We start from the raw sequence: 25,657 nt of genomic DNA on the forward strand, positions 1-25,657 counted from the left end.
GAGGGGCGCTTGGCGCAGGACGAGCCATTCGGGTGGGGGATCATCGGCACCGGCACCATCGCCGGGCTCTTCGCCGCCGACCTCGGCCTGCTGCCGCGGGCGCGTATCGCCGCCGTGCATTCGCGCTCCCTTGAGAAGGCGCGAGGCTTTGCTGGGCGCTTTGGCCAGGCGAAAGCCTATGACGATGAAGCGGCCTTCCTCTCCGATCCCGCGATCGAGGCGGTCTATGTCGCCACGCCCAACCATCTGCATGCCGCGCAGGCATTGCGTGCGATCGCAGCCGGCAAGCCGGTTCTGATCGAGAAGCCGATCGCGCTCGCCAGCGCCGATGTCGAAGCGATCGCGCGGGCGGCAGCCGAGCGCGGCGTCTTCGCGATGGAGGCTCTGTGGAGCCGCTTCCTGCCGGCGGTGCGCCGGGCGCGCGAGCAGATTGCGGCAGGCCGCATCGGCAAGGTCCGGCGCATCCGCGCCGATCTCTCCTATCTCCATCCCGAAGAGCCCGGCAGCCGCTTCTTCGATCCCGCCCTTGGGGGTGGTGCGGCCTTCGATCTCGGTGTCTACCCGCTGTCGCTCACCTTGCACCTGCTGGGCGAGCCGCAAGCCGTGAGCGGAAGCTGGATTGCCGCCGACACGGGTGTGGATCGGCGCAGCAGCTTCCGGCTGGATTATCCGACGGCAGTCGCGGAGCTGTCCTGTGGTTTCGATTGCAACGGGGCGAACCGTCTGCTTGTCGAGGGGGCGCGGGGCGGGGTGATCTTGGAGGCCCCGTTCCTGAAGGCACAGCGATTGAGCTGGTATGCCGATGCAGGCCGCGCAGCGGCCGCTTACGAGCGTGGAACGGGCAGCATGGCGCGTCTGCTCGACCGCCTGCCTCAGTCCGGCCGGGGCAACGAAAACGTCGCTTTTCCTGGCAACGGTCTTCAGTTCCAGGCGGAGGCTGCGATGGCGGCTATTCGCGCAGGGAAGAGAGCTTGCGAGGAGATGTCCCTGGGCGAAAGCGCAGCCGTGCTGCGGATCATCGACATGATACGGGCGCAGCCGGCAATGACGCCCTGACCAACCTGCTCAGTGGCGCGTGCCGCAGGTGAAGGCACCGCAGCGGATCTTGTCGGCCAGCGTCTCGGCGAAGGTCGCGGTCGCGTCCTCGCCATAGGTCTCGACCAACGTGCGCAGGGCTGCGAACAGGGCGGCGTGGGCCATGGCGTCGGAATCGAGCCCGTCCTGCTGCGCTTCGTTGAAGGCATCCTCGACATAGCCATAGGCGACGCGGCGGACGTCGCCATGGTCCTCGGCGAGATTCGGGTCGAGCATCGTGTCGTCTGGCTGGATCGGCATCGAAACGGGACTCTTGAGCCTTCTGTCTGACGCGAATCGCGGCGCTTCTGCTCCGGATCGCAACGTTTGGGCGATGCTCAAGACATAAGCCGTGCCAGAGCGGCACGCTACCGCGCAGTTTAAGAAAGGTTAACGCGACCGGGAAAATCCGGTGGAAGAAGCGCTATGGCAACAGTTGTTGCCTATCCGCCATAGCGTCCGGCAAGGGCCCGCGACAGCACCTCGCCCTCGGCGGCGAGCCGCGACGAGGCCTCCTGGCTCGCCTCGGTACAGGAGCGATGAGTCAGCGAATAGGCCTTGAAGCCGCGATTGAAGGCTGCGGTTAACCGGTCGCGGCGCTGCGGCGTCCGCCCTTCGGCTTCGATCAGCGCGGCCATCCGCGTGCGCCAGTCCTGCGCTTCGCGGCCACCGCACAGCGTCCTGAGATAGGCGAGCGAGCCCATGATCTCGGATAATTGCAGGAGCTGGGGCTCATAGGGCGGGGCGTTGGGCTCCGAGGCAGGTTGCTCGGCAGGCTTGGTCGCGGGAGGCTTCTCCGCCGGCTGCTGGGACCGCTGCTGTGCTTCCGCCATGGTCGGCAGCAGCAACAGGGCGGCCAGAAGCGCCTGATGGCAAAGTCGGGGCCTCACGATGTCGACAAGCCCGCGGTGAAGAGCCGGTGGGCGCGGCGCAGCACGTCGCCGAGCTCGCGCGTGGTCGCCAATCCGCCGAGTTTCAGCGGGTCTGCCCATTTCACAGCCCCGGCTTCCGGTCCTGGGCGCGGCTCGCCGGAGAGCCATTCGCCGACGAAGGAGGCGACGACGAAATGATGCGTCACCGCACCCTTGGCGTCGCGGCCGAAAATCTCGACATGGCGATTGAAGCCGAGAATGCGGGCTACGACGCCGACCTCCTCCTCCAGCTCGCGCAGGGCCGCCTCCTCGAGCGTCTCGCCGGCCTCGACCTTGCCGCCCGGCAACGACCAGAGCTGGTCGGCCGGCGGCTTCGTCCGTGTCGCCAGCAGCACCTTGCCGTCGCGGAAGACGGCGACGGAGGCCGCCAGCACCGGTCGCGCCGCCGCCCGGCCGGGCGTGGGGAAGCGGATGACCTGGCCGCCATCCTCGCTCATCGGGCGTTGATCGGCATCAAACGTGCTGTCCGCCATTGATGTGCAGTTCCGAGCCTGTGACGTAGCTCGATGCGTCCGTGCAAAGGAAATAGATCGCCTTGGCGACCTCCTCGGGCTTGCCGAGGCGCTGCATCGGCAGGGTCGCGACGATCTTCTCGGTGCCGGGCGAGAGGATGGAGGTGTCGATCTCACCGGGCGAGATCGCGTTGACGCGCACGCCGAGCGGACCGAAATCGGCCGCCATCTCGCGGGTCAGGCTGGCGAGCGCCGCCTTCGACGTCGCATAGGCCGCGCCGGCGAAAGGATGGACGCGCGAGCCCGCGATCGAGGAGACGTTGACGATCGCCCCCTTCGCTACGGTGAGCTCGTCGAGCAGGCCACGTGCCAGCATGATCGGCGCGAAGAAATTGACCTGGAAGACCTTGTGCCAGTCGTTGAAGGATGTGGTGGCGGCGCCGAGACGCTCGCCGTTGCGCCCCTTCGGCGAGATGCCGGCATTGTTGACCAGCGCGTTGAGCTTGCCGCCCTCGACGGCCAGTCGTTTTTTGATCTCCGCGATGCCGCGCATCGTGTCTTCTGGATCGCCGAGATCGATCTGGACATGGTCGTCGGCGCCCGATGGCCACGGGCACTTGTCGGAGAAGGCCTGGCGCGAGCAGGACAGGATGCGCCAGCCCGCCATGGCGAACTGCATCACCGTGGCATGGCCGATGCCGCGGCTCGCCCCGGTCAGCAGCATCACCGGGCGCTTGCCCGGTTCGGTCTTCGGGAAATCGAATTTCGGCATCGCCATGGAACGGGAATCCTCAGGGATAGAAGCGCGTCTTGGTCCACGCCTCGCCAGCGGCGCTGCGGCGGAAGACGATGCGGTCATGCAGGCGGAAGGCGCCATCGCGCCAGAACTCGATATAGGTCGGGGTGATGCGGAAGCCACGCCAGTAGGGCGGGCGCGGAATCTCGCCGATGCCGAATTTCAGCGTGTAGCTCGCCACTGCCTTCTCCAGCGCAAAGCGGCTCTCCAGCGGGCGGGACTGCTGGGAGGCCCAGGCGCCGATGCGGCTGTCGCGCGGGCGGGACTGGTAGTAGGCGTCCGATTCGGCGTCGCTCACCAGCGCGACCGTCCCGCGGATGCGGATCTGCCGGCGCAGGCTCTTCCAGTGGAACAGCGCGGCAGCCTTGGGCTGGCCGAGCAGTTCCTGCCCCTTCTGGCTTTCGGTGTTGGTGTAGAACACGAAACCGTCCGGGTCGTGGCCCTTGAGCAGCACCATACGGCTGTTCGGCATGCCCTCGGCATCGACGGTGGAGAGCGCCATTCCGGTCGGGTCGTTCGGCTCCGATTTCGTGGCCTCGTCCAACCACTTCTGGAACAAGGCGAAAGGCTCGTTTTCCTCGGTGAAGTCACCGCTCGTTAACGCTTGCACGTTCTAATCCTCGGGTAGTGGAAATGGCGTTGGGTGAGCGCAGAAGTGGTCGGGGTCCGGGCGATTGGTTTATATAAGGCAGGGGCGGGGGCGTTCCAAAGCCTCAACCGTTGCGCAACCCCCATGCGCCCACTGGCTGCCGCCGTGGTTCTGGGGCTGCTCGGTGCCGGCTGCTCGGTCTCCTTCCCGATTCTCGGCCTGTCGAGCAAGAGCGAGGACGAGGTCGCCGCGACCTCGGCGATGACGACTTCGGCGGTTCTGCCGGCCCGCGGTGGTGATCACGCCGGGCCACTCGCCAGTCTGGCGGCGGATCTCGGGCCGGAAGACATGCGTCGTGCCGACGGCGCGATGAGCGTGGCGCTCGATCCTCAGGGCAATGGCGCTGCCGTCTCCTGGGACAATCCCCAAAGTGGCATCAAGGGTTCTTTCATCCCGGTCGGTGGCCCGTTCCTGCGCTCCGACGAGATCTGCCGCGCTTTCATCGCCAGCGTCCAGACGCAGGCGAAGCCGGTCAAGCTGCAGGGCACGGCCTGCCGCCCGTCGGGTGGCGAATGGGCGGTCAAGGACATGGGGCCCTGGAAGGACCTGGGCTGACGCTTTCTGCTCCGCTTGCTTCGCCGTTGAACCGGGTGCAAAACGGCCCGGGATAGGTGTTGCGTACACGCCACACCGCCCCCACATAGGGCGAGACGGACGGCTGGCGGCTTCGGCGCTGGCCGTTCGGTTTTGCGTGGAAACGAGGTTTTGGATGCGCGATCCCTATCAGGTTCTGGGCGTCGCCCGCGGCGCGAGCGATGCGGAAATCAAGAAGGCTTTCCGTCGCCGCGCCAAGGAGCTGCACCCGGACCGCAACCGGGACGATCCCAAGGCGCAGGACAAGTTCGCGGAGCTCAACAGCGCCTATGAGATCGTGGGCGACGAGGCCAAGCGCAAGCAGTTCGACCGCGGCGAGATCGACGCCGAGGGCAAGCCGCGCTTCCAGGGCTTCGAGGGCATGGGCGCCGGCCGGGGCGGGCGCAGTGGCGGGTTCGAGTTCAATTTCGGCCAGGGCGGGGGCCATCCCTTCGCAGGCCGCGGCGGCCCGGGCGGTGGCGATGCCGGCTTCGATGCCTCCGACATCTTCTCCTCGCTCTTCGGCGAGGGCGCACGGCGTGCCCGTGGCAGGCCCGAGCCGCAGAAGCCGCCGGAGCAGAGCTTTACCCTCGAGGTCACGCTGGCGCAGGCCGCGACCGGCGGCACGCGCCGGGTCAAGCTGCCGGGCGGGCGCGAAGTCGAGATCACCATCCCCGAGGGCGTGAGCGACGGCAAGGTGATGCGCCTGCGCGGGCTCGGCCAGGCCGATCCGTTCTCGGGCGAGACCGGCGACGTGATGATGACCATCAAGATCAAACCGGATTCCCGTTTCACCGTCGACGGCAATGATCTGCGCACCCGCGTCGCGGTGCCGCTCGCGAAGGCGGTGCTCGGCGGGCCGCTGCATGTGCCGACGCTGACCGGAGCCGTCGAGATGAATATTCCGCCGCTGACCGGCACGACCCGGCAGTTCCGCCTGCGCGGCAAGGGGCTCAAGGGTGAGAAGGGTGCTGTGGGCGACCTCTTCGTGGCCATCGACATCGAGATGCCCGCGAACGATGCGGAACTCACCGCGCTGATGAAGGCGCGCGACGAGGCGAACTGAGCCGGCTCCGACGCCGACGCAGCCCAGAACGCGGCGGGCGGGCCGCGGAGCGCGCCTCCATGCATGATTCAGCCGTGGAGGCGGGCATCAAAGCGGTTCCCGTTTCCCTGCGACTGTTCTAAGAGACCTGCTCATCGTTCATCTGCGGGTTTCCCATGCCTGATTCCAACGCCGTTTCGCCGACCGCCAATCTCCTCAAGGGCAAGCGCGGGCTCGTGATGGGCGTCGCGAACAACCGGTCCATCGCCTGGGGCATCGCCAAGGCGGCTGCGGACGCGGGCGCGGAACTCGCCTTCACCTATCAGGGTGATGCGCTGAAGAAGCGGGTCGAGCCGCTCGCCAAGGAACTTGGCGGCCATGTCGTCGGCCATTGCGACGTCACCGACGGCGCCACGATCGACGCGGTCTTCGCCGAGGTCGAGAAGCTCTGGGGCAAGCTCGATTTCGTCGTCCATTGCATCGCCTTCTCCGACAAGGACGAGCTGACCGGCCGTTATGTCGAGACTAGCGAGGCGAATTTCACGAAGTCGCTGCTCATCTCCTGCTACTCCTTCACGGCGATCACCCAGCGCGCCGAAAAGCTGATGACCGATGGCGGTTCGCTGCTGACACTGACCTATTACGGCGCCGAGAAGTGGATGCCGCATTACAACGTCATGGGGGTCGCCAAGGCCGCGCTGGAATCGAGCGTGCAGTATCTCGCCGCCGATCTCGGCCCGTCGAAGATCCGCGTCAACGCGATCTCGGCCGGTCCGATCAAGACGCTCGCGGCTTCCGGGATCGGCGATTTCCGCTACATCCTGCGCTGGAACGAGTACAATTCGCCGCTGCGCCGCACGGTCACGATCGAGGAGGTCGGCGAGACCGCGGTCTTCCTCGTCTCCGACATGTCGCGCGGCATCACCGGCGAGATCATGCATGTCGACGCCGGTTACCATGTCGTCGGCATGAAGGTGCCGACCGCGCCCGACATTTCCCTCGACAAGGGCGACTGACTTTTCGCCTCGGATCGCCCGGCCGTCCGGCCTGATCGATTCGGCGCGATGCGCCTAGTCTGCCAGCAGATCCCTCAGTCGATCCGTCGCGGCCTCGTCGCGGCGGATCGTTTCGTCTGTGGCGGCGGCAAGCAGATCGGCCACGCTGCGCCCGCCGATCAGGCGCTGCGGCAGAATCTCCGCGAGCGGTGTCAGCACGAAGGCGCGCTCGGGGATGCGCGGATGCGGGATCTGCAGTCGCGCCTGGTCGATGATCGCGTCGCCATAGGTCAGGATATCGATATCGAGCGTGCGCGGCCCCCAGCGCTCGCGCCGCTCGCGGCCTCCGGCACGCTCCAGTTCGAGGCAGAAAGCGAGCAGGTCCTGCGGCGGCAGCGAGGTCTCGACCAGCGCGGCCATGTTGAGGAACTCAGGCTGATCGGTCTTGCCCCAGGGTGGCGTGCGATAGATCGAGGACAGCCGGCCGAGCGCGACATCCGGATGCTCGCGCAAGCCCTTCAGCGCCGAGGCGAAGGCCGCGACGGGATCGCCGATATTGCCGCCGAAGGCGAGTGCGGCCTCAACCTTCACGCTGGAACCTCAACTGGATGCCGACCGAGCCGAGCGTCGCCGGGATCGGCGGTGCGGGCTTGCGCAGCGTGACCTCGACGCTCTCGACCGAGGGGAATGCGTCGAGGATCGCGAGAGCCACGGCCCGCGCCGCGCCCTCCAGCAGGTTGTAGCGGCGCGCTGTGAAGGTCTCGGCGACGATCGTGACGGCGCGGCCGTAATCGACGGTATCGGCGAGCCGGTCGCTGGAGGCGGCGGCCCGCAGGTCGGCATTCAGCACGAGGTCGAGGACGAAGCGCTGGCCGAGCCGCTCTTCCTCCGAGAAGAAGCCGTGATAGGCGTAGATATCGAGTTTCTCGATCAGGATGCGGCCGGTTTCGCTCACAGGTCTGCTTTCATGCTGTCTTCGATGGCCGCCCAGGTCTTGAGCGCGTCGATATGCGGGGCGACGTCATGGGCGCGGATGATGGCGGCGCCGCGGCTCGCGCCATAGAGATGCGCGGCGATGCTGGCGGCGAGCCGCTCCGCCGGGACCTCCCGGCCGGTGATGCGCCCGAGCGTCGATTTCCGGGAGGCGCCGAGCAGGATCGGGCAGCCGAGCACGCTGAGCCGGTCGAGATGGCGGATCAAGTCGAGATTCTGCCTGACCGTCTTGCCGAAGCCGATGCCGGGATCGACGACGATCTGGCTTTGCGGCACGCCGGCTTGCATCGCGATCGCGATCGAGCGTTCGAGGAAGCGCAGAACATCGTCGAAGATGTCGAGCGATGCATCGATGGTCTCGCGGTTATGCATCAGGATGATCGGCGCGCCGGCCCGGGCGGCGACCGCTGCGATGCGCGGGTCGCGTTGGGCGCCCCAGACGTCGTTGACGATCGCGGCCCCGGCGGCGAGAGCCGCTTCCGCGACCTCGGCCTTGTAGCTGTCGATAGAGATCGGCGTGTCGACCTTGGCCTTCAGCCCGGCGATGACCGGCAGCACGCGGCCCATCTCGGTGGCGGCATCGACGGTGGCGTGGCCGGGCCTCGTTGATTCGCCGCCGATATCGACGATGGCCGCGCCTTCGCCGGCGAGGCGCGCGCCATGGGCGATCGCCGCCTCGGCATTCGCCAGCAATCCGCCGTCCGAGAACGAATCGGGCGTGATGTTGACGATGCCCATGACGAGCGGCGTCGCGGGAAGCGGGAGGCTGCGGCCGTCGGGCAGGGTAAGGGCAGGGGGCATGCGGTTCCGCCGATGATTGGGCAAGGGCGCTATACACAGCCCGTGTGGAATCGGCCACAGAAAGCGGCCGATTGTCACCCTCGGCGCAAAGCGCCGGGAAGAGCTTTGACCCTGCCGGTGCCAGCGTGCAGAAGCCTTCTATGGTTCCGCTCTCGCTTCCTCACCGTCTCATTCTCGTCCGTCATGGCGAAACCGACTGGAATCGGGAGGGCCGCCTGCAGGGCAGCCAGGACATTCCCCTGAACGATCTCGGCCGCCGTCAGGCTGCGGAGGCTGCCGGCCGCCTGAAGGCGCTGGAGCCGGCTTGCGCCGATCTCGACTATATCGGCTCGCCGATGCAGCGCGCGCGCGAGACCATGGATATTCTCCGGCGTGAGCTGGCTTTGCCGGCGGACGATTATCGTATCGACGATCGTCTGCGCGAATTGACCTTCGGCGAGTGGGAAGGCTTCACCTGGCGCGACATCCGCAAGGCCGAGCGCGAGCAGGCGCATCTGCGCGAGCGCGACAAATGGGGCTTCGTACCGCCGGGCGGCGAGAGCTACCGCATGCTTGCCGAGCGGATACGGCCGGTTCTGGAAGAGCTCCAGCACGAGACGGTGATCGTCAGCCATGGCGGTGTCGCACGCGCCGTGCTGGCGCTGGTTGGGGCCGTGGCGCCGCGCGAGGCCTCGATGGTCGAAATCTGGCAGGGCAAGCTGCTCGTCGTCAGCGGGAACAAGGCGGACTGGCTCTGAGTTTCCCTCGGTGCCGGGGTGCAACGGCGCGCCGGCATTCATCATCGGTTCACGCGTGCTTCGGCAGGGAGGATATGCTAGCGAAGCAGCGTGATGCGGCAACCCTGCCCGGCCGGGGGGCTCATGCGAAAGTCGCGAGGCAGAAGCGGCGATTCCGGTTTTCTTCACGAGGTGCGTGATAAGGCGCCACAAGGGCCGAAGGCAGGATTTGCCGCGGCATGAGAGACGGGCCTTTCAGCGCAGCGGGGCGCGATGAACGATATGACGAAGCTGTCGGCGGCGTCTGACGCGGCTGCCGCAAATCCCCTCGCCATGCTGGCCGGCGAGAAGCGTCCCGACCTGATTCGGGACGAGGTTCTGGCCGAAATTTTCGCGGCGACGACCGCGATCCGCCCCCATCATCCCGCTCTGACCGACCTCGAGCGCCGCATGACCTACGCCGAGGTCTGGGCTGAAGCCGGACGCCAGGCGCGCGGCCTTCATCTCGCCGGCATCGGTCCCGGCGACATGATCGGGCTGTGGATGCCGCGCGGAATCGACCTGCTCGTCGCGCAGATCGCGATCACCCGGGTCGGCGCGGCCTGGATTCCGTTCGATGCCGAAGCGCCGGTCGAGCGCATCGCGACCTGCCTCGACGACGCGCAGGCCAGAGGCATCGTCACCTGCACCGCGTGGGCCGGCCGGGCCGAGGCGACCGAACGCACCGTTTGGACGCCCGGGGACCTTGCCGCGGGCGCCGATGGCACGGAGCCGCCGGCGCGCCCCGCCGGCCTGACGCCGGATCATCCGGCCTATCTGATCTACACTTCCGGCTCGACGGGCACGCCGAAGGCGATCGTCATCAGCCATCGCAACATCTGCCACTTTCTGCGCTCCGGGAACGCGATCTACGGCTTCGGGCCTGACGATGTCGTCTTCCAGGGCGCCTCCGTCGCCTTCGACCTGTCGATGGAGGAGATCTGGACGCCCTATCTCGTCGGCGCGACGCTCTTCGTCGCGTCACCCGAGATGATGGGCGATGCCGAGAAACTGCCGGCGATCCTCAACCGGGCCGGCGTCACCATCATCGACACCGTGCCGACCCTGCTCGGCATCCTGCCGGCCGACGTGCCTTCGCTGAAGCTGATCCTGCTCGGCGGCGAGGCGCTGCCGCCCGCGATCGTGCAGAAATGGTCGAAGCCCGGCCGGCGCATCCTCAACACCTATGGGCCGACAGAGGCGACGGTGGTCGCGACCGCGGCCGAGGTCGTTCCCGGCGAGACGGTGACCATCGGCAAGCCGATCCCGAACTACACGGCCTATGTCGTCGGCGAGGACATGCGCCTCGTCCATCCCGGTGAGCAGGGCGAATTGCTGATCGGTGGCCCCGGCGTGGCCAGAGGCTATCATGGCCGTCCCGAGCTGACGGCGGAGAAGTTCATCGCCAACCCCTTCACCGGGGTCGCGGGCGAAGGCGATCCGATCCTCTACCGCTCCGGCGATGCCGTCAGCCTCGATGAAAACCGCAACATCGTCTTCCACGGTCGCATCGACGACCAGATCAAGATTCGCGGTTTCCGCGTCGAGCTCGGCGAGATCGAGTCGAAGCTTGCCGACGAGCCCGGCGTCGCGCAGGCTGCGGTCGTGCTGCGCACCGATGACGGCATCGAGCGGCTTGTCGCCTTCGTCGTGCCAGAGCCAGGCGTCGCGGTCGATGGTCCGGCGTTGCGGGCGGCTCTGCGGGAAAAGCTGCCGCCCTACATGGTGCCGGCGCATTTCGAGGCGGCGGGCTCGCTGCCGCGCATGGTTTCCGGCAAGGTCGACCGCAAGATGCTGAAGGCGGCGCCGCTGACGGCGCCGAGTGCGGATGGCGAGCAGGAGCCGCCGCGCAATGCGACGGAAGCCGCGCTGCTGGAAGCGGCCAAGCGCGTGCTCGGCACCGCGAGCTTGCCGCTGGAGGCTGATTTCTTCGTCGATCTCGGCGGGCACTCGCTGCTGGCGGCCCGCTTCATCTCGATCGTGCGCGAGATGCCGGCCTATGCCGGCATCACACTGCAGGATGTCTATGCCGCCCGCACCTTGCGGGCGATGGCGGTGCTTCTCGACGAGCGCGGCGTCGCCGTGGCCGAGGATCTCTCCTTCACCCCGCCGCCTTTCCTGCGGCGCTTCCTCTGCGGCCTCGCCCAGGCGGTGGCGCTGCCGGTCATCATCGGCCTCGCGACGGCCCAATGGCTCGGCGTCTTCGTCACCTACATGATCCTCTCCGGCGAGGACCTGCCGCTGTTCGGCCAGATCGCCGCGCTGCTCGGCGTCTACGTCGCGATCATCGTCGTCACCGGCCTGATCGCCATCGGGTTGAAATGGCTGGTGCTGGGCCGGACGAAGCCGGGTGTCTATCCACTCTGGGGCGTCTATTATTTCCGCTGGTGGTTTGCCGCCCGCATCGCCGGGCTCGTCCATATCAAATGGCTGCAGGGCACGCCGGTGATGCGCTTCTACTGGCGCCTGCTCGGCGCCAAGGTCGGCCGCGACGTCATCATCTCCGATTACGAGGCCGGCGCGATCGACCTGATCGAGATCGGCGACTTCACGACCTTCGGCTCGAAGACCACTTTCGCCAATGGCGAGGCGATCGGTGACAAGCTGATCATCGGTCGCATCGCCATCGGCAAGGATGTCTCCGTCGGCGCCTCCGTCGTGCTCGGCCACGATTCGGTGATCGGCGACCATGCCGAAATCGGCGACCTGACCGCCGTTCGGCCCGGCGCCCGGATCGGGGCAGCCGAGGTCTGGGACGGCACGCCGGCGCGCAAGATCGGCACGGTCGATGTCGCTGCCCTGCCGCCGCAGGCCGAGGCGTCGGCAGGGCGGCGCGCGCTGCTGACGTGCTTCTATATCCTGATGCTGGTGGTGCTGCCGCCGGTCAGCCTGCTGCCGATCTTCCCGGCCTTCTGGCTGTTCGACAAGATCGACTACTTCATCGCCGGCTGGACCGATATCAGCTATCTCTGGTTCCTGCCGCTGCTGACCTGGCCGACGGCGATCGGCCTGATTGCCTTCACCGTGCTGCTGATGGCCGCCCTGCGCTGGGCGATCCTGCCGCGCGTGACCTCCGGCTCCTGGTCGATCCATTCCGGCTTCTACGCTCGCAAATGGACGGTGGCGCTGGCGACCGAGGTGACGCTGGAGACGCTCTCCTCGCTCTTCGCCACCATTTATATGCGGGCCTGGTACCGGCTGATGGGCGCCAGCATCGGCAAGGGCGCGGAGATCTCGACCAATCTCTCCGGTCGCTACGACCTGACCGGCATCGGTGCCGGCAACTTCATCGCCGACGAGGTCGTCTTCGGCGACGAGGACATGCGCCGCGGCTATATGCGCCTCGACGCGACGCGTACCGGTGAGCAGGTCTTCGTCGGCAATGATGCGGTGGTGCCCCCCGGCGCCGTCATTCCCGACCGCGTGCTGATCGGCATCAAGTCCAAGCCCCCCGCCAATGACCGCATGCAGTCCGGAGACACCTGGTTCGGCTCGCCGCCGATCCGCCTGCCGACGCGGCAGAAGGTCGATCTCGGCGCCGACTGGACCTACAAGCCTTCCTTCGCCAAGCAGTTCGGGCGCGGCGTCTTCGAGGCGCTGCACACTTCCTTCCCGGCGATGCTGTTCATCACCTTCGGCACGATCGCGGTCGACATGGTCTTGCAGCAGAAGATCAACGAGGGCGACTGGCTCGGCCTCGTTCTGTCCTTCATGGGCGTCGCCATGGCGATCGCCATCGTGCAGGCCCTGATCTGTGCCGCCGTCAAATGGCTGATGATGGGCGTCTACAAGCCCGTGATGAAGCCGATGTGGTCGTGGTGGGCGATGCGCACCGAGGCCGTGGCGGTGATGTATTGGGGCCTCGGCGGCAAGGTTCTGTTCGACTATCTGCGCGGCACGCCTTTCCTGCCCTGGTTCCTGATGCTGTTCGGCGCGAAATACGGCAAGGGCGTCTGGCTCGATTCCACGGATATCACCGAGTTCGACTGTATCAAGGTCGGCGATTTCTGCACGATCAACGCCCATTCGGCGCTGCAGACCCATCTCTACGAGGATCGGGTCATGAAAGTCGGCCGCGTGCGGCTGGGCAAGGGCGTCTGCGTCGGCGCAGGCGCCACGGTGCTCTACGACACCCATGTCGGGGACTTCGCCCAGATCGGCCTGCTCACCGTCATCATGAAGGGCGAGAGCCTGCCGGCGCATACGCGCTGGGAGGGCGCCCCGGCAGCGCCGGCTAAGGGGCCGGCGCACTGAGGCGCTGACGGCTCAGCCTGCGTCGGCGTGAGGCGCGCCGGCAGGATGGCCGGCGAGCGGCAGCGCCATTTCCTCGGGGGCCAGTTCGCGGATGGCGCCCTTGGCGAGATCGCCCAGCGCGAGTTCGCCGATCCTGACCCGGACGAGGCGCAGCACCTCGGCGCCGGCGGCTGCGACGATCCGCCTGACCTGCCGGTTGCGACCTTCGTCGATCACCATCTCGACCCAGGCATTGCGCTCTCCGCAGCGCAGCAGGGCCGCTGAACGGATCGACAGCACCTCGTCTCCGTCGACCGCGCCCTCCCTCAGCCTCGCCATGAAGGCGTCGTCCGGTATCCGGTCGATCTGGACGTGATACGTCTTGTCCACTCCCGAGGCCGGGTCGAGGATGCGCTGTGCCCAGCGCGTGTCGTTGGTCATCAGCAGCAGGCCCTCGCTTGCCATGTCGAGGCGTCCGACCGGGGCGAGATGAGGCAGGTTCAGGCCCCCCAGGCAGGCATAGACGGTCTGGCGCCCTTCCGGGTCGTTCGCGGTCGTCACCATGCCCCGCGGCTTGTTGAGCATCAGGTAGATGCGCCGGGCCGCCGTCACCGGCCGATCGTCGACTGCCAGCCGTGCCCTCTGAGGGTCGATGCGCAACTCGACCTGCCGCACGATGCGCCCATCGACGGCGACGCGCCCCTCGCGCACCAGCTTTTCGGCCTGAGTCCGCGAGCAGTAGCCGAGCTTGGACAGCGCGCGCGCAAGGCTGACGGTTGCCGTCGATGCCTGGGTCGGGGCCCTGCGAAGGAATCTCATGATGAGCCTGGCTGTTGATCGCGGCGCCGCGGGCAGGCTCGCCGCGCTGGAAAGGTCGCGAGCGGCTGGTCCCATCCTCGGGCGGCGGCTGGCTTCGATGCGGAAGCCTGTCGATGGCGGAAAAAGCGTGGCCCGATGCCTGCAGGCAGGCTGGTCGAAAGCCGGATCGACCCCGAAGCGGCCCTGCCGGGCGGCTCGGGGCTAGGCTCCCGCGATGATGGGGCTCCCGGGGCGCCAGGAGCGCGAAGGGCTGGGCGTCCGCTTCATGTTCTGCTTGAAGCCGGTACCGCCCGGCCTTGTCAATGGCGGCGGCCGTCCTTCCGGGGTTTCGCCGCGCGCCGATCCGGCTTAAGAGCCGGTAGCAAACGTATCGGGCTCCCATGTCGCATAACAGCTTCGGACATCTCTTCCGCGTCACCACCTTCGGCGAGAGCCATGGCCCCGCCATCGGCTGCGTCGTCGATGGCTGCCCGCCGCTCCTTCCGCTGACCGCGGCCGATATCCAGGGCGATCTCGACCGCCGCCGGCCGGGCCAGTCGCGCTTCACCACGCAGCGTCAGGAGCCGGACGAGATCCGCATCGTCTCCGGCGTCTTTGCCCGCGAGAGCGACGGCGTGCAGGTGACGACCGGCACCTCGATCGGGCTCATGATCGACAATGTCGATCAGCGCTCGAAGGATTATTCCGACATCAAGGACAAGTACCGGCCGGGCCATGCCGACTACACCTACGACGTCAAATACGGCATCCGGGATTATCGTGGCGGCGGCCGTTCCTCGGCCCGCGAGACGGCGATGCGCGTCGCCGCCGGCGCCATCGCCCGCAAGGTCGTGCCGGGCATGATCGTGCGCGGCGCCCTCGTCCAGATGGGACCGCACAAGATCGACCGCGCCAACTGGGACTGGGACGAGATCGGCCGCAATCCGTTCTTCTGCCCGGATGCGAAGGCCGCGGCCTTCTTCGAGGGCTATCTCGACGGCGTCAGGAAATCCGGCTCCTCGATCGGCGCCGTTCTGGAGATCGTCGCCGAGGGCGTGCCGGCGGGGCTGGGCGCGCCGATCTATGCCAAGCTCGATGCCGAGATCGCCGCTGCGCTGATGAGCATCAATGCGGTCAAGGGCGTCGAGATCGGTGAAGGCTTCGGGGCAGCAGAGTTGTCCGGCGAGGATAATGCCGACGAGATGCGCGCCGGCAATGACGGCAAGCCGCTCTTCCTCTCCAATCATGCCGGCGGCATCCTCGGCGGCATCTCGACCGGGCAGCCGATCGTCGCGCGCTTCGCGGTGAAGCCGACCTCCTCGATCCTGGCGACCCGCGCGACGGTCACGCGCACCGGCGGCGAAGCGGAGATGTTCACCAAGGGCCGCCATGACCCTTGTGTCGGCATCCGCGCCGTGCCGGTCGGCGAGGCGATGGTCGCTTGCGTGCTGGCGGACCAGTATCTGCGCCATCGCGCGCAGGTTGGCGTCGTCGAGCCGCGCTGGCCGTTCCAGGAGTGACGCGGAGGGCCTTTGCCGCTGCGTTGCTGCTTGCATTTCAGCAATACTGAAAATGCAGACATGATTCATTGCAGGTGAAACGGTGCCGTATTAACTTGGCGGCATGAAGCTCGACGTCTGGCTCCGGCAGAACAGGATCGCACGCAGCGCCTTCGCGAAACAGGTCGGCCTGTCGCCGGCCAGCGTGACCGCTTTGTGCAATGATCCGGCTGCCTGGATCTCCCGCGAAAGCGCTGAGCGCATCACCGCCGCCACGGGCGGCGCCGTCACCCCCAATGATTTCCTCGGCCTGTCCGGGGCGCGCGAGGCTGCCATGACCACAAATGTCGCCGAGACCATCGAAGCCTTTGCCCGTGGCGAGATCGTCATCGTCACCGATGACGACGATCGCGAGAACGAGGGCGATCTCATCATCGCCGCGTCTCTCTGCACGCCCGAGAAGATGGCCTTCATCATCCGCAATACCTGCGGCATCGTCTGCGCCCCGCTGACCACGAGCGAGGCCCGGCGCCTGCGGCTCGATCCGATGGTCTCGTCGAACGATGCTCCGCTCGGCACGGCCTTCACCATCACGGTCGACGTCAAGCACGGGCTGACCACCGGCATCTCGGCCGAGCAGCGCAACAACACGGTCCGCGCGCTCGCCAACGGCAACATGGGCGCGGCCGATTTCGTCCGACCCGGCCATGTCTTTCCGCTCATCGCCAGGGATGGCGGCGTGCTGATGCGCTCGGGCCATACGGAAGCCGCCGTCGACCTGTGCAAGCTCGCCGACCTCCCTCAGGTCGGCGTCATCTGCGAACTCGCCAATGACGACGGCACGGTGATGAAGGGCGCGCAGATCACCGCCTTCGCCGAGAAGCACGGGCTGAAGCAGATCACCGTCGCGGACCTGATCGCCTATCGCCAGTCGCGCGAGAAGCTGGTCGAGCGCGTGCACTCCTTCCCGGTCAAAACCGAGTTCGGCGACGTGACCGGCCATGTCTATGTCACGCCCTTCGACAGCACCCAGCACTTCGCCTTCGTGATGGGCAAGCTCGGCGATGGCGAGAAGGTGCCGGCTCGTCTGCATCGCGCCGACGTCGTCGCCGACGTGCTCGGCGGCGCCGGCTCGATCCAGTGCGCGCTCCGCCGCTTCCAGCAGGACGGCAAGGGCGTGCTGATCTATCTGCGCGACGGCAGCGCCGGCGTGCCGATCAAGAGCGTCGATGATGAGGGTTCGGATGCGTTGCGCAGCCAGCAATGGCGCGAGGTGGGGCTCGGCGCCCAGATCCTGCGCGATCTCGGCGTCCGCTCGATCGTGAACCTCGCCTCCTCCCCGCGCTCCTTCGTCGGCCTCTCCGGTTTCGGCATCGAGATCGCCGGGACGGAGCCGCTGGAATAAACGCAGCGCTTCCCCGCGCTCAGCCTTCCATCAGCGCCGAGACATGGGCGGCCGTCGATTTCGCGAGTGCGTCGAGGTCGTAGCCGCCCTCCAGCACCGAGACGACCCGGCCGCCGGCAAGGCGGTCGGCCGTCTCCATCAGCTTCTGCGTCGCCCAGGCGAAATCGGATTCGCGCAGGTTCAGGCTGGCGAGCGGGTCGCGCCAATGCGCGTCGAACCCGGCCGAGATCACCAAGAGATCGGGGCGGAACGCGTCGAGTCGCGGCAGGACTGCGACCTCGAAGGCTTCACGGAATTCGTCGGAGCCGTCGCCGGCCCGCAAGGGGGCGTTGACGATCGTGTCCTGCGCGCCGCGCTCCGAAGCCGCGCCGGTGCCCGGATAGAGCGGCATCTCGTGCACGGAGGCATAGAGCACGCTGGCATCGTCCCAGAAGATGTCCTGCGTGCCGTTGCCGTGATGCACGTCCCAGTCGATGATGGCGACGCGCCCGGCCCCATGCGCCTTCTGCGCGTGGCGCGCCGCGATCGCGGCGTGGTTGAAGAAGCAGAAGCCCATGGCGCGTTCGCGCTCGGCGTGGTGGCCGGGCGGGCGCATCGCGACGAAGGCGTTGCGCGCCTTGCCGGCCATCACCTCGTCCACCGCTGCGACCGCGCCGCCGACGCCGCGCAGCGCCGCTTCCATGGTGCCGGGCGATATCAGCGTGTCCGCATCGACCTGGATGAAACCGGCTGTGGGCGCCGATGCGATCAGGGCCTGCGCATAGGGTTCAGGATGACAGAGGGCGACCTGATCGAGTGTGCCGAGCGGGGCCTCGAGCCGAATCAGTGCCGCGAAGCGCTCGGCCTCCAGCGCATGTTCGATCGCTTTCAGCCTGTCCGCACATTCGGGATGGCCCGGCGGCATGGCATGTCGGAGACCGGCCGGGTGGGTGAAGAGCAGGGTCGTCAAGGCCGGTCATCCCTGCATGGTGGCCGGCCGAAACGTCATGCGTGGCCGCTTTGCCACGCTAAACGGCCTTCTGGAGCCTGAAAAGGGAACCGGATTGCACCATGGCCGTTTGAGGCCTAGTGCTTCGCCGAGCCGCCGCTTGTGGGGAAGCGCCCTGGCGATACGAAGCGTTAACGTTCGATTCATCATAAAGGCTGCCTTCGGGTCGGCTGGGTGGAGGCTATGAAAAAGACCGTTTTCGTTGCACTGGCGCTGTCCGCCCTGCTGGGCGCCTGCCAGTACAAGAGCGTCAGCGCGCCGGCCCTGTCAGCCCGCGACGCCGAGTATATCGCGCTCGTCCCCAAGTTCGACACCTACCTGCCCTATCTTCCCTACGAGATCAGCGATCCGACCGGGCAGCCGCCGGGCACGATCTATATCGATACCAAGGAAAAGTTCCTCTATCTCGTCCTGCCGAACAAGAAGGCGATCCGCTACGGCGTCGCCACCGGCGAGGAAGCCTATGGCTGGACCGGCGAGGCCGTGGTGCAGCGCAAGGCGGAATGGCCGCGCTGGACGCCGCCGGCCGAGATGGTCAAGCGCTGGCCGCATCTGAAGCCGGTCGCCGGCGGCATGAATGGCGGCCCGAACAATCCGCTCGGTGCGCGCGCGCTCTACCTCTACCAGAACGGCCAGGACACGCTCTATCGCATCCACGGCACCAACGAGCCGGAGACGATCGGCCGCTCGGCTTCGTCCGGCTGTATCCGGATGCGTAATATCGACGTGATCGACCTCTTCAACCGCGTTCCGGCTGGCGCGAAGGTCGTCGTCGTCTGATCGTCATCGGGCGACGGGAGTTTCCGGCGGGCGGCTTCGGGCCGCCCGTTTTCGTTTGGGATCCCTTCTGCAGAGCGACAATCGCCAATTCCGGGCTCAGGCCCGCGGCCGCCCCGGACTGACGGTGTGTTTCCGCGTAGAGGCAGCGTACTCCCGCCTACGAAAAAGGCCGGTGGGAGCAAGCTCCGCACCGGCCAAGTGGAGGGTCTCGAAGGGGAGGTTTCAGTCGTAGAAACCATGGCGGAGAACGCCGGGCAAATCGGCCTGGCGCGCCTCACCGTGCTGCTTCAACGCAGGCGGAACCTGTCTGGTTCCAGCAGCAACCGCCGGAATTGCGATCGGGCGGAAGCGGGAGGCATAGGTCGCCCGCGCCGCCGCATCGTGGAAACCCTTCCGGGTCGGTGCCGGGGACTGGGAGTCGCGTTGAAGCATGTTCCTGACTCGCGCTGATGGACCTCGTGCCGGCGGCTCATGCCTGCCGGCCCGGCCTGTCTGATGGCGGATCGGGACGGCGTCGCGGCGCCACTGTGATCTGTTCGTGGCGATTTCCGGCGAAGCTGCGTGCCCTGCCATATTGCTGGTCACGAAAAAGGCCGGGCGTTGCCGCCCGGCCCTGGTCTTCCTGCGCGATCGGACCGCTCAGGCCATCAGGCCTTCGGCCTTGGCCCAGTTCAGCGTCTTGTCGAGGGCGCGCTCGCAGCGGTTGAACATTTCCTCGATCTCGGCCTCGTTGATCACGAGCGGCGGGCAGAAGGCGAGGCGGTCGCCCATGGCGCGGGTGATGAAGCCCTCTTCCAGCGCATAGGCCACGGCCTTGGCGCCGACGCCCTTCTTGCCTTCGAACGAGGCCTTGGTCTGCTTGTCCTTGACCAGCTCGGCGCCGCCGATCAGGCCGACGCCCTTGGCCTCGCCGACGAGCGGGTGATCGGTCAGCTTGTTCAGGCGGCGCAGGAAGGTCGGCGAGACCTTCTCGACGTGATCGACGATCTTCTCGCGCTGGTAGATCTCCAGCGTCTTGACCGCGACGGCGCAGCCGACCGGATGGCCGGCATAGGTGTTGCCATGTCCGAACGTGCCGATCTTGCGGCTCTGGTCGACGAGCACGTCATAGATCTTGTCGTTCATCATTACGGCGCTGAGCGGGAAATAGGCCGAGGTGATCTGTTTGGCGAGCGAGATCGAGTCGGCGTTGAGCCCGTAGGTCTCGGTGCCGAACATCTTGCCGGTGCGGCCGAAGCCGGTGATGACCTCGTCCGCGATGAACAGCACGTCGTACTTGGCGAGCACGGCGTTGATCTTCTCGAAATAGCCTTCCGGCGGGATGATTGCGCCACCGGCGCCCATTACCGGTTCGGCGATGAAGGCGGCGACCGTGTCCGGCCCCTCGCGCAGGATCATCTCCTCCAGCTCGGCGGCAAGCCGCGACGAGAAATCCTGCTCGCTCTCGCCCGGCTCGGCGAAGCGGTAATGGTGCGGGCAGGAAGTGTGCAGGATGCCCGGCAGCGGCAGGTCGAAATCGATATGGTTGTTCGGCAGGCCGGTCAGCGAGGCCGAGGCGACGGTGACGCCGTGATAGCCCTTCAGCCGCGAGATGATCTTCTTCTTCTGCGGCCGGCCGAGTGCGTTGTTGAGATACCAGACGATCTTGACCTGGGTATCGTTGGCGTCGGAGCCGGAGGCGCCGTAGAACACCTTGGAGATCGGAACCGGGGCGATTTCCTTGAGTTTCTCGGCGAGCTCGATCGCCGGATCATGGCTGCGCCCGCCGAAGATATGGGTGAAGGGCAGCTTCTTCATCTGCTCATAGGCGGTCTCGACCAGTTCCTGGTTGGAATAGCCGAGCGAGGTGCACCAGAGCCCGGCCATGCCCTCGATATATTCCTTGCCCGACGAGTCGTAGACGTAGACGCCCTTGCCGCTCTCCAGCATGAGCGGGCCCGTCTGCCGATGCGTGGCGAGGTTGGTATAGGGATGGACGAGGGTCTCGATATCCCTGACGGCGACATTCGACAGCATGATGGCTCCCGGTTTTGTTGAATATTCTTTCCAATATACGCCGATGTGACCGCAAATGTTGAGCGATTTTGGCGCAGGGTACGGTAGACTCTGCCGCAGAGCGCGTGAAACGGAAAGGCTTCGCTCGCGGCGGGTGCAGCGCCGCTTGCGGGCGGCTCAACCGGCGACTGGCGGCGGCGTGAAGCGACTGCCGAGCCCTTCCAGGATGGCGCCGGCGGCGATGGCCGTGCGGTCCTCGCCGAAGGGCGCGATGATCTGGGCGCCGAGCGGCAGGCCGTCACGCGAATGCATGACGGGCGCTGACAGGGCCGGCAGGTCCGCGCCGGTGGCGAGCGAAGCCCAGAGCAGGAAATCCAGATAGGGCCGTGGCTCGCCGTTCACCATCAGGCGCCGCGCATGGATATCCGGGCCATGGTCATGCGGGATCGCGGCGACGGGGGCCGGTGGGCAGAGAACCACGTCGTAACACGAGAAGAAGCGGGCCCATTGCCGCTTCTGGGCGCGGCGGCGCTGGTCGATCTGCTGGTAGAGACCGGGCGTCATCCGGGCGCCGCGGGCCTGCAGGGCCTGATGCGAGAGGTCATTCGGGCTGAAGCGCGAAGCCTGCGCCTGGATGCGGGCGCGCACCTTCGGCGGCAGGCCATAGGCGACGACGGCATGGTTCAGCAGCGCATACACCTCGAAGGCGTCGGCGAAGCGGACGGAGGGTCTCGCCGTCTCGTCGACGATCGCGCCGGCCTCGGCCAGGCGGCGCGCGGCCTCGCGCACGGCATCCGAGACTTCCTTGTCGACAGGGGCAAAGGGGTCGTCTGCCCAGAGCGCGACGCGTAGACCCTTCGCGCTCGCCCGGCGCGGCTCGGCAAGGCCCGGCGCGGGCAGGGCGGTGTCGCGCGGACCGGCGATGACCGGCAGGATCAGATCGAGATCCTCGGCGGCACGCGAGATCGGGCCGGCGACCATCAGGTCGGCATTGCGCGGCGTGCGTCGCTCCGGTGGCGGCGGGATCGCGCCCCAGGTCGAGACCAGCCCCCAGCTCGTCTTCAGGCCGAAGACGCCGCAGGCATGGGCCGGCCAGCGGATCGAGCTGCCGAGATCGGAGCCGAGCTCGAAGGCGCTCATGCCGGTCGCGACCGCAACGGCAGCCCCGCCCGAGGAGCCGCCGGGCGAGCGCGCCTCGTCCCAGGGATTGTTGGTCACGCCATGGGCCGGGTTGTAGCTCTGGAAGTCGCCGGAGAAGACGGGAACGTTCGTCTTGCCGATGATGACCGCGCCGGCCGCGCGCAGTCTTGCCACTGCTGCGGCATCTTCGGTGGGCACGCGCTCGCGATACGCCGGCAGCCCGCCGGAGGAGGGCAGGCCGGCGACGTCGAACGCGTCCTTGATCGTGATCGGCAGCCCTTCGAGCGGGCGGGCCCTGCTCTCGGCGATGCGTGCGTCGGAGGTTTTCGCCATGATGCGGGCGGCAGCGCGATCCTCGGTCACGATCGCGTTGAGGTGCGGGTTCAGCGCATCGATACGGGCGAAGGTCGCCTCAAGGAGATCGGTGGCGCTGAAGCGGCGGGCGAGCAGCGCTTGACGCAGGGCGGTAGCGGAGGCGGTCAGGTCGATGCCGTCAGCCATCGCAGCTCACTCGGCGTCGACGGCGCGGGCGAGATCGCGCCAGACCAGCACGAGGCGGTCGAGCTCGGCGAGGTCGTCCGGTTTCAGTTTGCCGAGCGTATTGGCGACGAAGTCACGCTGCGCGGCGATCCCGGCTTCCGCGAGCCGGCGGCCTTCCGGGGTCAGGTGCATCGCGTAGGAACGCCGGTCGCCGGCGATGGCGCGGCGCTCGACGAGGCCGGCCTGCACCAGCCGGTCGACGAGGCCGGAAACATTGCCCTTGGTGACATAGAGCCGCTCGGCCAGTTCGCTCTGGCTGATGCCCTCCTGCTCGGTCAAGGTCGAGAGCAGGTCGAACTGCGGGATCGAAAGCCCGAGCATGCGGATGCGCGCCGTCATCTGCATCAGCATGCGCTGGTGCAGCCGCATGAAGCGGAACCAGACCCTGTCCGGTTCTGTCACGGCCTCTTGCAAGGCTTTCGCTGCGGTCATGGCGCTTCCCCCCGCTCTTGAAGGATCAGACCTAAACCATCCCGCACGCGCAGGCGAGCCTTCGATGGGATGACTTCCCTTTCGTGGAAACCGCTCGCTATCCTGCGGTCAAGACGGATTTGGGAGGACAAGCGCATGCTCGGCCTGATGCAGGACTGGCCCCTTCTGCTCCACCGCATCATCGACCACGCTGCCATCCAGCACGGCACGCGCGAGGTGGTGAGCCGCGCTGTCGAGGATGGCGCGCTGAGGCGACGCAGCTATGTCGAGATCCGCAGCCGCGCCCTGAAGGTGGCGAAGCGTTTGCAGCGCGAGGGCATCGCGCTGGGCGACCGGATCGCGACGCTCGCCTGGAACACCGACCGGCATCTTGAGCTCTGGTACGGCATCAGCGGCATCGGCGCGATCACGCATACGGTCAACCCGCGCCTGTTCCCGGAGCAGATCGCCTGGATCGTCGGTCATGCGGAAGACCGTCTGCTCTTCCTCGACCTGACCTTCGTGCCGATGATCGAGGCGATCCAGGACAAGCTGCCGAGCATCGAGCGCTATGTCGTCCTGACCGATGCCGCGCATATGCCGCAGACCGGCCTCCGGAACGCCGTCGCCTATGAGGACTGGCTGGCCGAGTCGGACGACGATTTCGCCTGGGGCCGCTTCGACGAGAATACCGCTGCCGGGCTCTGCTACACCTCGGGCACCACCGGCGGGCCCAAGGGCGTGCTTTATTCGCATCGCTCGAACGTGCTGCATGCGCTCGCCTGCGCCGCGCCCGACTATATGGGCCTGTCGGCGCGCGACACGGTGATGCCGGTCGTGCCGCTCTTCCACGCCAATAGCTGGTCGCTGGCCTATTCCGCTCCGATGACCGGCGCCAAGCTGGTCATGCCCGGGGCCAGGCTCGACGGTCCCTCGCTGCACCAGTTGCTGGAGGAGGAGGGTGTGACCATGACGGCGGCGGTGCCGACCGTCTGGCTCGGACTCCTGCAACATCTGGAGGCGACGAACGGCAAGCTCTCGACGCTGAAGCGTGTCGTCATTGGCGGCTCGGCCTGCCCGCGTGCGATGACCGAGACCTTCGAACGCAAATTCGGCGTCACCGTCGCTCATGCCTGGGGCATGACCGAGATGAGTCCGCTCGGCTCCTTCTGTTCGCTGAAGCCGGTCTATGAGGGGCTTTCGGGCGATGCGCTCTACGATCTCAAGGTGAAGCAGGGCCATCCGCCCTTCACCGTCGAGTTCAGGCTCACCGACGATGCCGGCACGGACCTGCCCTGGGACGGCAGGACGTTCGGCCGGCTCAAGGTGCGCGGGCCGGCGGTCGCAGGCGGCTATTACCGGCGCGGAGACGATATCCTCGACGATCGCGGCTTCTTCGACACCGGCGATGTCGCGACCATCGACCCCGCCGGCTATATGCAGGTCACCGACCGCTCGAAGGATGTCATCAAGTCCGGCGGCGAGTGGATTTCCTCGATCGATCTTGAGAATCTCGCGGTCGGCCATCCCGATGTCGCCGAAGCCGCTGTGATCGGCGTCGCCCATCCGAAATGGGACGAGCGGCCGCTGCTTGTGATCGTGCCGAAGCCGGGACGGACGCCGGGCAAGGACGAGATTCTCGCCTTCATGACCGGCAAGATCGCGAAATGGTGGCTCCCGGACGATGTCGTGCTGGTCGAGGCGATTCCGCACACTGCGACCGGCAAGATCCAGAAGACCAAGCTGCGTGAGATGTTCAGGGATTACCGGCTGCCGGGATGAGCCGTGCCTCGTGCCTGAAGCGCGAACGGTTCCTGGGGGGCGCCGTTGCTGTGTCGCCTCGGAACTGCTTCGTCCGGAATCGCCTTGCCTCCCCGGCGGTGAGGCGCGCCGGCTTGACACTTTCGCCGACACCGGCACTCGACGACGAGATCAGCCCGGAATGCCCCTGGCCGCGTCGACCGCCCGGCCTGCCTGGCGACTTGCCTTCCGGGTCGGCGACAGGCACGAAAGCATGATGCACCGCCGTCTCGTCTTCGAGGAACCGGTTTCGCGCGCTGCCGTCTGGAGCCGGCGGCTGGCCTGGTTCTCTTTCGCGGTACTGCTGCTGTCGCTGCTGCTCGTCCGTTTGCGGGAGCCGAGCATCGAGGGGCTTGCGCCGGTTGTCGGGGCGTATGTCATCGTGCTCGCGGCGCTCGGGCTCGCCATCCTCGCCTTCATTCGGATCTGGCAGTCCGGCCATCGCGGCGTCGGCATGGCGACAGGCGCGATGCTGCTTTCGCTCATCCTGCTTGCGCCGGCGGGCTATATTGCGCTCAAGCTGATGACAAAGCCGGCCCTGGCGGATGTTTCGACGGATATCGACGATCCTCCAGCCTTCAGCCGCTCGCAGGCTGCGCTGACGGCCCGCACCGGGCGCATCCCGCCGGATGTTCCGGCCGAACGTCGGCGCCTGCAGCGGCAGGCCTACCCAAAGGCCGTTCCGATCCTGCTCGAGCTGCCGGCCGATGCGGCTTTCGACCTCGCCAGGCGCGCGGCGCTCGGCCTCGGCTGGCAGGTGCTGGAAACGGCGCGGCCGGGCGGACGCAGCGGTGCCGGCCGGGTCGAGGCCGTCGCCCGCGGCCGCATTCTGCGCTTCTCCGAGGATATCGCCATTCGCGTCAGGCCGCGCGTCGATGGCAGCCGCATCGATATCCGCTCGGCCTCGCGTCTCGGCAGCCATGATCTCGGCGCCAATGCCGCGCGAGTGGCGGCCTTCGCCGACGAGATCGAACTGCTGATGGAGAGCCGTTGAGCGAAGCGC

Annotated in this window: 25 protein-coding genes; 11 read left to right on the top strand and 14 right to left on the bottom strand. The window is 67.2% G+C overall.

Annotated features, from left to right (window positions below):
• The first annotated feature begins 9 nt into the window (after positions 1-9).
• Positions 10-1,056: a Gfo/Idh/MocA family protein gene (locus tag J0I42_RS08905; protein WP_291654473.1), complete on the top strand. Its 1,047-nt coding sequence runs from the start codon at positions 10-12 to the stop codon at positions 1,054-1,056.
• A 9-nt stretch (positions 1,057-1,065) separates the two neighbouring features.
• Here the strand turns inward: J0I42_RS08905 and J0I42_RS08910 are convergent, their stop codons facing one another.
• The 5 genes from J0I42_RS08910 to pdxH form a co-directional block, all read right to left on the bottom strand.
• Positions 1,066-1,335 carry a hypothetical protein gene (locus J0I42_RS08910; RefSeq protein WP_465247664.1) on the bottom strand — a complete coding sequence of 90 codons (270 nt, stop codon included), beginning with the start codon at positions 1,333-1,335 and terminating at the stop codon, positions 1,066-1,068.
• Positions 1,336-1,517: 182 nt separating this feature from the next.
• Positions 1,518-1,964, bottom strand: a complete 447-nt coding sequence (locus tag J0I42_RS08915) for a TIGR02301 family protein (protein WP_291654474.1) — start codon at positions 1,962-1,964, stop codon at positions 1,518-1,520.
• Entirely contained in the window at positions 1,961-2,443 is a 483-nt protein-coding gene (locus J0I42_RS08920; protein ID WP_291654475.1) for an NUDIX hydrolase, read from the bottom strand. The genes J0I42_RS08915 and J0I42_RS08920 overlap by 4 nt, the downstream gene beginning before the upstream one ends.
• A 16-nt stretch (positions 2,444-2,459) precedes the next feature.
• Positions 2,460-3,182 carry an SDR family NAD(P)-dependent oxidoreductase gene (locus J0I42_RS08925; RefSeq protein WP_291654588.1) on the bottom strand — a complete coding sequence of 241 codons (723 nt, stop codon included), beginning with the start codon at positions 3,180-3,182 and terminating at the stop codon, positions 2,460-2,462.
• Between the two features lie 67 nt (positions 3,183-3,249).
• Positions 3,250-3,864 (bottom strand): pyridoxamine 5'-phosphate oxidase, encoded by a 615-nt coding sequence (gene pdxH, locus J0I42_RS08930; RefSeq protein ID WP_291654476.1) that lies wholly within the window; start codon positions 3,862-3,864, stop codon positions 3,250-3,252.
• A gap of 123 nt (positions 3,865-3,987) precedes the next feature.
• Here pdxH and J0I42_RS08935 point away from each other — a divergent pair, with 123 nt between their 5' ends.
• From J0I42_RS08935 to fabI, 3 genes are all read left to right on the top strand, one after another.
• Positions 3,988-4,458 carry an RT0821/Lpp0805 family surface protein gene (locus J0I42_RS08935; protein WP_291654477.1) on the top strand — a complete coding sequence of 157 codons (471 nt, stop codon included), beginning with the start codon at positions 3,988-3,990 and terminating at the stop codon, positions 4,456-4,458.
• A gap of 154 nt (positions 4,459-4,612) precedes the next feature.
• Positions 4,613-5,542, top strand: coding sequence for a DnaJ C-terminal domain-containing protein (locus tag J0I42_RS08940; protein WP_291654478.1), 930 nt, complete (start codon positions 4,613-4,615; stop codon positions 5,540-5,542).
• Positions 5,543-5,697: 155 nt separating this feature from the next.
• Positions 5,698-6,537 (top strand): enoyl-ACP reductase FabI, encoded by an 840-nt coding sequence (gene fabI, locus J0I42_RS08945; protein WP_291654479.1) that lies wholly within the window; start codon positions 5,698-5,700, stop codon positions 6,535-6,537.
• Between the two features lie 54 nt (positions 6,538-6,591).
• Here fabI and folK read toward each other — a convergent pair whose 3' ends face one another.
• From folK to folP, 3 genes are read right to left on the bottom strand one after another with little or no spacing between them, the layout of a single operon-like run.
• Entirely contained in the window at positions 6,592-7,107 is a 516-nt protein-coding gene (gene folK, locus J0I42_RS08950; protein ID WP_291654480.1) for a 2-amino-4-hydroxy-6-hydroxymethyldihydropteridine diphosphokinase, read from the bottom strand.
• Positions 7,097-7,471, bottom strand: coding sequence for a dihydroneopterin aldolase (gene folB, locus J0I42_RS08955; protein WP_291654481.1), 375 nt, complete (start codon positions 7,469-7,471; stop codon positions 7,097-7,099). The genes folK and folB overlap by 11 nt, the downstream gene beginning before the upstream one ends.
• A complete protein-coding gene (gene folP / locus J0I42_RS08960) occupies positions 7,468-8,310 on the bottom strand; it encodes a dihydropteroate synthase (RefSeq protein WP_291654482.1) in 843 nt (280 codons plus the stop codon). The genes folB and folP overlap by 4 nt, the downstream gene beginning before the upstream one ends.
• A 125-nt stretch (positions 8,311-8,435) precedes the next feature.
• On the opposite strand from folP, the gene J0I42_RS08965 reads away from it, so the two are divergent.
• The gene (locus J0I42_RS08965; RefSeq protein ID WP_291654483.1) at positions 8,436-9,047 is read left to right on the top strand and encodes a histidine phosphatase family protein; all 612 of its coding nucleotides are present in this window, start codon (positions 8,436-8,438) and stop codon (positions 9,045-9,047) included.
• Positions 9,048-9,299: 252 nt separating this feature from the next.
• Positions 9,300-13,319 (top strand): Pls/PosA family non-ribosomal peptide synthetase, encoded by a 4,020-nt coding sequence (locus J0I42_RS08970; RefSeq protein ID WP_291654484.1) that lies wholly within the window; start codon positions 9,300-9,302, stop codon positions 13,317-13,319.
• 12 nt (positions 13,320-13,331) lie between these two features.
• Here the strand turns inward: J0I42_RS08970 and J0I42_RS08975 are convergent, their stop codons facing one another.
• The gene (locus J0I42_RS08975; RefSeq protein ID WP_291654485.1) at positions 13,332-14,117 is read right to left on the bottom strand and encodes a pseudouridine synthase; all 786 of its coding nucleotides are present in this window, start codon (positions 14,115-14,117) and stop codon (positions 13,332-13,334) included.
• Between the two features lie 380 nt (positions 14,118-14,497).
• Between J0I42_RS08975 and aroC the strand changes: the two genes are divergently transcribed.
• Both aroC and ribB read left to right on the top strand, forming a co-directional pair.
• Positions 14,498-15,616: a chorismate synthase gene (aroC, locus tag J0I42_RS08980; protein WP_291654486.1), complete on the top strand. Its 1,119-nt coding sequence runs from the start codon at positions 14,498-14,500 to the stop codon at positions 15,614-15,616.
• 103 nt (positions 15,617-15,719) lie between these two features.
• Positions 15,720-17,000: a 3,4-dihydroxy-2-butanone-4-phosphate synthase gene (gene ribB, locus J0I42_RS08985; protein WP_291654487.1), complete on the top strand. Its 1,281-nt coding sequence runs from the start codon at positions 15,720-15,722 to the stop codon at positions 16,998-17,000.
• A gap of 19 nt (positions 17,001-17,019) precedes the next feature.
• On the opposite strand, the gene J0I42_RS08990 is transcribed toward ribB, so the two are convergent.
• Positions 17,020-17,949, bottom strand: coding sequence for a histone deacetylase family protein (locus tag J0I42_RS08990; protein WP_291654488.1), 930 nt, complete (start codon positions 17,947-17,949; stop codon positions 17,020-17,022).
• A gap of 222 nt (positions 17,950-18,171) precedes the next feature.
• Between J0I42_RS08990 and J0I42_RS08995 the strand changes: the two genes are divergently transcribed.
• Positions 18,172-18,768, top strand: a complete 597-nt coding sequence (locus tag J0I42_RS08995; RefSeq protein ID WP_291654489.1) for a L,D-transpeptidase — start codon at positions 18,172-18,174, stop codon at positions 18,766-18,768.
• Positions 18,769-18,990: 222 nt separating this feature from the next.
• Here J0I42_RS08995 and J0I42_RS09000 read toward each other — a convergent pair whose 3' ends face one another.
• From J0I42_RS09000 to J0I42_RS09015, 4 genes are all read right to left on the bottom strand, one after another.
• Positions 18,991-19,200, bottom strand: a complete 210-nt coding sequence (locus J0I42_RS09000) for a hypothetical protein (protein WP_291654490.1) — start codon at positions 19,198-19,200, stop codon at positions 18,991-18,993.
• 207 nt (positions 19,201-19,407) lie between these two features.
• Positions 19,408-20,784, bottom strand: coding sequence for an aspartate aminotransferase family protein (locus tag J0I42_RS09005; protein ID WP_291654491.1), 1,377 nt, complete (start codon positions 20,782-20,784; stop codon positions 19,408-19,410).
• Between the two features lie 156 nt (positions 20,785-20,940).
• Positions 20,941-22,404: an amidase gene (locus J0I42_RS09010; protein WP_291654492.1), complete on the bottom strand. Its 1,464-nt coding sequence runs from the start codon at positions 22,402-22,404 to the stop codon at positions 20,941-20,943.
• A 6-nt stretch (positions 22,405-22,410) separates the two neighbouring features.
• The gene (locus tag J0I42_RS09015; protein ID WP_291654493.1) at positions 22,411-22,875 is read right to left on the bottom strand and encodes a MarR family winged helix-turn-helix transcriptional regulator; all 465 of its coding nucleotides are present in this window, start codon (positions 22,873-22,875) and stop codon (positions 22,411-22,413) included.
• A 135-nt stretch (positions 22,876-23,010) separates the two neighbouring features.
• On the opposite strand from J0I42_RS09015, the gene J0I42_RS09020 reads away from it, so the two are divergent.
• Both J0I42_RS09020 and J0I42_RS09025 read left to right on the top strand, forming a co-directional pair.
• Entirely contained in the window at positions 23,011-24,636 is a 1,626-nt protein-coding gene (locus tag J0I42_RS09020) for a long-chain-fatty-acid--CoA ligase (RefSeq protein WP_291654494.1), read from the top strand.
• 232 nt (positions 24,637-24,868) lie between these two features.
• Positions 24,869-25,648, top strand: a complete 780-nt coding sequence (locus J0I42_RS09025; RefSeq protein WP_291654495.1) for a DUF1499 domain-containing protein — start codon at positions 24,869-24,871, stop codon at positions 25,646-25,648.
• Positions 25,649-25,657: the final 9 nt, after the last annotated feature.

It is taken from the genome of Allobosea sp. (assembly GCF_017308015.1).
Lineage (GTDB): Bacteria > Pseudomonadota > Alphaproteobacteria > Rhizobiales > Beijerinckiaceae > Allobosea.